Source organism: Variovorax sp. MHTC-1 (genome assembly GCF_003984645.1).
Classification (GTDB): domain Bacteria; phylum Pseudomonadota; class Gammaproteobacteria; order Burkholderiales; family Burkholderiaceae_C; genus Variovorax.
In genome coordinates this window covers 1-5870 of sequence record NZ_RWKI01000050.1, presented here as the reverse complement: position 1 = coordinate 5870, position 5870 = coordinate 1, and the positions used below count along the sequence as shown (strand labels likewise).

Genomic DNA, 5870 nt, shown 5'->3' with positions numbered 1-5870 from the left:
ACCTGTTGGTGCACACCATCTCCTGGCCCGCACTCTTCAGGTCACATGCTGCCGCTCGACCTTGGCATCGACAAGAACGGCCCTGGTCGGACTATTACTTTCCGAAAATCCGGCGGATGACTTCGTCTGCATCCACGTCGAAGCAGCGCCCATGACTGAGCAAGATGCGGCGAGGCCGCCATGCGTGAAGTTTCGCGACGGCCGCAGCTGCCTCTTTCCGCTGCAACATCAGCGGCAGGCGCATCCCGAAGAACACTGCCCGCGTGGCTAGTACATCCCGCTCATCTTCGTGAACGTTCGCCAAGGCTCGTCCATCTTGTCCAACTCGATGTTGATGATGGCGTCCGTCACGATGAGAGATTCTGATGTCCGGTGGAAGAAGATGAATTCCTTGAAGTAGCCACCCGGAAACAGCGTCTGGTCCAGTTCGTTGCGCCATTCGTCTGGCGGGTCCAGATCGAGGTCTCTTCCGAAGCGGATCTCCGCGTGTCGCGCTCTGCTTCTTCTGCGCACACCCGGCGAGGCCGATGCGACGGCATCCGGAAAGGCCTTCAACCACTCTCCAATGTGGGCATAGTGGAACTGGTTGGGGGAGATCAGATGCCGGACAGTCCCGAGATGCTCAAGCTCGTCTGCAAGCTTGCGATCGAACTTCGTCGGCGAGTGAAGGAAAAGATCGCCGTTCGAGAGGCGCACCACCGTCATGCGGGTGGTGAACGGTAGCGGCAGCCTGATGCCAGCCACGCGAATGTATTCAAAGGGCCCGTCGACAACTCCGATGTTGGCCGCCACAGGCTTGTACACATTGATCGGCTCGTAAAGTGCTGCGCCCATGTTGTCGCCCCGGATACATCCTGCACGATTCTGGCAGCGCTTGACCCCGCTGGGTCCGCGTGGACGCGCCCATACCGAAAGCGACTCCGACCCCGGAAGTTCGCTGGGCCGCGCCAACGCTGGTGCCCTTTGAAGATCAGCGCAACCAGAATCCAAGATGGTGACCGCCCTGAAAACCGTACGCCGGCTTAGAGGCCCTGAGCAGACGCTCATTCGCCAGAACCGGCCGCCCGGAAGCCGCCGTTGACGGCGGCGAAACGACTACAAGGTGGTCCGCGCAAAAATGCTTGCAGCATCGGTTCCTAGCCCCCGGATTGCATCTATTCCCCTTTCGTGGAATGGCACCTAGTACTAAAAGCTGACATCGTGACGATGCCAACTGCAGATTCGCATACAGGATCTGGTGAGGGCGACCTTTGGTGACCACGCGTGACAGCCGCACCAGCTGTCGATTGCTTCCGTCACGGCGTCATCGTCCCGCTCAGGCGCGGGATATTGAAGGCGGCTGACATGAAGGAAGTCCACGAGGAGACAAGCATGAAGAAGCGGTATTGGCTGAGGCCGGTCGTAGTGGCTCTGGGTGTTTACGCAGGAACGGCCCTGGCTGCGCAACTCGAAAACCTGAGCGGGCAGTCTTGCGGGGACTCCACGGGCACCTGGCACTTCGTCAACAACCAGACGGGAGGCGCCGGCGCCGGCACGCTCAGCGCGACCTGGTCATCGGGGAATTCCTGCAGCGTCAGTCCCTCGAAGGTGCTCCCGAGCACCCAGCATTTCTACTGCACGGGTGCTGGCACGCTGCTCGGTGCCTCGACGAACCTGCCTGGCAGGCTGGTGCTGTCCGACTTCAGCTGCGGCGACATCAAAGAGCCGCCCCCGTGCGACCCGAAGAAGGAGATCTGCAAGTAGCCGATTTCGATCTCTCGCGCGCGCTCGGAGGGAGGGGAACCTCCTTCCGATTCGCGCGGTTGCGCGCGATCTGCTCCGCACGCTGCGCCGGAGAATGGCGCCTCGAGTGCATGACGAATGGCTCGACTTGCGATTCCGAGCCCCAACGATGACTTGTCTCTCGTAACCTGAAAGCCGCGTCGATGAGCACGAACCCTTCCCATTTTCGGTCGGTCGCCTTTGGCTCGCTGGCGGCTTGTGTTGTGACGCTTGCCAGCAGTGCGATGGCTCAGACGGTGGTTGACCGGCCGCCCAACCTGAAACCTCTGCCCGCTTCGAACCTCTCGCTCGTAGCCGACGCGTCCGGTTCCACACTGCGCTTCAGCACGACAAGTTGGAACAACGGAACGGGGCCGCTTCAACTCGAGGCAGGATCCGTCGATACGGGGTCGGGCAAGCAGCAAGTGTTTCAGCGCGTCTTCCTGAGCGATGGCACATCGTTTCTCCGTCTCGCAGGCTACTTCGAGTGGCATCCCGCCCACAACCACTTCCACTTCGACGACTATGCGCTGTACACGCTGCAACCCGTCAACGCTCCGGGCGGCTCAGTGCGAACTGGAAGCAAGATGACCTTCTGCGTGATGGACACCACCAAGATAGACACGACATTGCCCGGGACGCCCGCGCAAGCGGTGTACAGCACCTGCGGCCGGTATGTTCAAGGCATGTCCGTCGGCTGGGGGGACACCTACGGAAGCCATCTCGCCGGTCAAGAGATCGACTTCACAAACAACGCGGATGGCCTCTATCAGCTGAAGATCGAGATCGATCCGAAGAAGGTCATCATCGAATCCACAGAGAGCGACAACGTCTCCTGTGTTCTCTTGGATATCAAGAAACCGAGCACGGTTGCCGTGCTGGACAGCAGCGGAAACTGTTCGACGGCGGTGTCGATCACTCCGAACACGGCGCAGGCCGGAACGTCCGTTCAGGTCACCATCACAGGCTATGGATTCAGCGACGGCATGACAGTGGCCTTCGAGGGCGGCAATGGTCCGCGACCGATCGCGAGCAATGTCCGCTTGGCCAGCGATACCTCGACGCTCGACATGATCACTGCCACGGTGACGGTGCCGTTCAAGAAGCGTGGCGGCCGCAACCCGGTATGGGATGTTCGTGTCGGTTCGGGTGGAGTGCTGCCCAAGGCATTTACCGTTACGGAGTAGGAATGGCAACAAGAGGTGCGCAAGACGAATCTACGCACGAGGCGTCCCGGTAATTGCATCCTCAGATGCGGCTCGAGGCCGCGGGATGCGGACGCAGCGCCACCAAGGCGCGTCGGTGCACCCCGAGTTTGGAAAACACGCTTTGCAAGTGCTTCTTGACCGTGTCTTCCATGACCCCCAGCTGGTTGGCGATTTCCTTGTTGGTGCATCCGAAGCGCAGCAGCTCGACGATCTGTTGCTCGCGGTGCGTAAGCGTGGTGCTGCTGCGCGCCGAGTGGAGTGGCTTGGCTTCGACGATGGCGGGGGAGGCCGGCAGCAGGTCCGCGATTGCGTTCGCCAGCGCGGTGCGCGACAACCAGAGCTCGCCTCGGCTGACTGCACGGATGGACTTGAGGCCCACCTCGGGCAACCAGCTCGTGAGCAGGAAACCATGGAAGCGATAGCGCAAGACATCGACGACCAGTCCATCGCAGAGCTCATCCCACAGCAAAAGCACGCGCGTGTTCTCGAAGAGTGCGCGTATCGTTTGAATGGATTCACCAACCAGGCGGTCTAGCATGGCCTTGTCGAGCAGCAGGACAGCTGGCGACTTCTGCTCAATGCTGTAGCCCAGGCGTGCTGGGTCAGTGGGCGACTCGGCATGCAGTTCGATTCCCGGCTCGCCCATCAGCCTCGCCATCCATGCCAGAAGCAACGCTTGACGGTCCGACGCGATCATGACCGTGATCGTGCTGCTTCCTTCTGCGCTCATCGTCTCCCCCTCTCGGTCAAAGTCATGCCAGTCCTTCAAATTGTTCAGGTGGTTCCGTCGTTCGTTGCAAAACCTCGACCCCGATTGAACACGCGGGGTCCACAGATGGAGACGAGGCTACGCCGCAAGTCCCCGTCGCTCCATAGGCGCTTTGTCATGACGGTGCATGGGTGCTAAGTAATAGGCACCTGTGGCCATTGAAGGTATTGAGGAGCGAGTTCGAGCGCGACCCGAGGCAGCGGCCCCCGAGGGAGCAACGCGCGAGAGCTGAACGTTGTCCGGGGCGCGACGTGTGGCCGAGACCGTGAGTTGAGGGTGCGGCTACGAAGGGCCGCATCTGCTTTGCATACCTGCCGTTGAGCGATCGAGGCGACGGGCCGCTTGCCCCGGGCTGCACGCTGTTCCCCTTTTGTGGAATGGCGCCTAGTACTGAAAGCTGACATCGTGACGATGCCAACTGCAGAGTCGCATACAGGATCTGGTGAGGGTGACCTTTGGTGACCACGCGTGACAGCCGCACCAGCTGTCGATTGCCCGAAGACGGAGATCTGCAAGTAGCTATCAAACGCACCCTGTGACCGGCAGCAAGCAGTAACTGCCATCTCGGCAAAACCAAGGACACCGTCGTGGTGCTTAGACAACGTGGAACGCGCCTGGTGCTTGCAGGTCTGTGCCTGGCAGCCCTGTCGGCAATCGCGGGTGCACCGCTGTTCGCAGCCGAAGCACAGAAGTCGTCCTCGCTCGAAGCCGACCGGATCGACCAATCAGCCGGCGTCGATGTCCAGGCCAACGAGTCTGACTTGGTGAGCCATGGCGGCGCGCTCTACAGCCCGTTTAGCACCGCTCTTGACACGGCTGGGTCAAAACCCCACGCCAACGCTACGCCGAAGCGGCACAACGTGGACGAAGGATCGCCCAACCTCGTGACGGCGGCAGTCACCGCGTTCGTTGCTACTGGGATCCTCGTTGTTCTCGTTCGCGTCCTCATTGCGAGTTAGGCAAGCCTGCGCCTTGACTCAAAAGCGACCGCGGGCTCAGGCGCTAGGTAGGCAGTCGCCGGAAATCTGCCAACCGAACTCAGCGAGAAGGAAAGACGCGGTTCCTTATCTGAATAGGCGTGGTCTCGGATTTGTATTCGGAGGAGATCCTATGGGCTATCGCAATGAGAACGCCGAGCCTTCGGCCGCGACTTTCCGTGTCTGGCCCGACGATCCCACCGGCTTCTCCACGCACCGGATCGGCAAGCTGCAGCACAACTTCCACCAGCATCCGCTGTTCCAGGTGTCCGAGCTCGCGGCGCTGGCCAAGGATCTCGTGCCCTTCGGCAATTGCCGGTTCACGCGACCGGGCATCACCCAAGCTTCGAGCTTCACGCATGACAGCCAGCACCCGGACGGCCGCAGCGTTGAAGAGGTGTTCCAGCGCATCGAGGAGCCGGGTTCGTGGGTGGCGCTCTACAACATCGAGGTCATCGCGCGCTACCAGGTCCTGCTTTGCAGCATCGTGGACACCATGCGCGCGAGCGTGGAGCGCGAGCAGCCCGACATCTTCGACGTCAACGGCTTCGTTTTCATCTCCGCGCCGCCTTCGGTGACGCCGTTCCACATCGATCGCGAGAACAACTTCTGGCTGCAGTTGCACGGACGAAAGACCATGAACGTGTGGGACCACAGGGACCGGGTGGTGGTGCCGGCCGACGCAGTCGAGGACTTTATCGTCGGCCACTCGCTTCGCAACGTGCGCTTCGAGGAGGAGTTCCGCCCCCGCAGCCTCCAGTTCGAAACGCGGCCTGGCGACGGTGTCTACTTCCCCAGCACCTCGCCGCACATGACGAGCTCCGATCCGGCCTGGACGGCGCCGGGCGATCGCGTGTCGATCTCGATCGGCGTGACCTTCTACACCTCAGTCACGCGCAGCATGGCGCGCGTCCACCAGATCAACTGGCTGCTGCGCAGGTTCGGCCTGTCGCCCGCCTTCCCCGGTGACTCCCCGGCCGCGGACGCGATCAAGACGCCCCTTGGCCGGTTGGTCGGCGCTGCGCGCTGGTCGCTGGCCAAGGAGCTCGGCCCGGCGCGGCGCCTCAGGCGTGAGGCGAAGGCGCCGCCGGGCTCGTTCTGACCTCCGGGGACCGGCGATCCGTTGCGCGCTGCCCGCTGCCGGCGAGACGCGCT

The 5870-nt window shown here is 61.9% G+C and carries 7 protein-coding genes; 5 read left to right on the top strand and 2 right to left on the bottom strand.

Annotated elements, in window-relative coordinates; all coding sequences use genetic code 11:
- Positions 1-271 (top strand): hypothetical protein (locus EJI01_RS29135; protein ID WP_221885735.1); only part of this gene is annotated, 271 nt, incomplete at its 5' end.
- Here the strand turns inward: EJI01_RS29135 and EJI01_RS27945 are convergent.
- Positions 268-834: a DUF4336 domain-containing protein gene (locus tag EJI01_RS27945; protein ID WP_221885734.1), complete on the bottom strand. Its 567-nt coding sequence runs from the start codon at positions 832-834 to the stop codon at positions 268-270. The genes EJI01_RS29135 and EJI01_RS27945 overlap by 4 nt on opposite strands.
- Before the next feature lie 510 nt (positions 835-1344).
- Between EJI01_RS27945 and EJI01_RS27940 the strand changes: the two genes are divergently transcribed.
- Complete coding sequence (locus EJI01_RS27940; RefSeq protein ID WP_126840362.1) at positions 1345-1743, top strand: hypothetical protein; 399 nt, start codon at positions 1345-1347, stop codon at positions 1741-1743.
- 182 nt (positions 1744-1925) lie between these two features.
- The gene (locus EJI01_RS27935) at positions 1926-2948 is read left to right on the top strand and encodes a lysyl oxidase family protein (protein WP_126840361.1); all 1023 of its coding nucleotides are present in this window, start codon (positions 1926-1928) and stop codon (positions 2946-2948) included.
- 61 nt (positions 2949-3009) lie between these two features.
- Here the strand turns inward: EJI01_RS27935 and EJI01_RS27930 are convergent, their stop codons facing one another.
- The gene (locus EJI01_RS27930) at positions 3010-3699 is read right to left on the bottom strand and encodes a response regulator transcription factor (protein ID WP_126840360.1); all 690 of its coding nucleotides are present in this window, start codon (positions 3697-3699) and stop codon (positions 3010-3012) included.
- Positions 3700-4325: 626 nt separating this feature from the next.
- On the opposite strand from EJI01_RS27930, the gene EJI01_RS27925 reads away from it, so the two are divergent.
- Positions 4326-4697: a hypothetical protein gene (locus EJI01_RS27925; RefSeq protein ID WP_126840359.1), complete on the top strand. Its 372-nt coding sequence runs from the start codon at positions 4326-4328 to the stop codon at positions 4695-4697.
- 151 nt (positions 4698-4848) lie between these two features.
- A complete protein-coding gene (locus tag EJI01_RS27920; RefSeq protein ID WP_126840358.1) occupies positions 4849-5817 on the top strand; it encodes a JmjC domain-containing protein in 969 nt (322 codons plus the stop codon).
- The last annotated feature ends 53 nt before the right edge of the window (positions 5818-5870 follow it).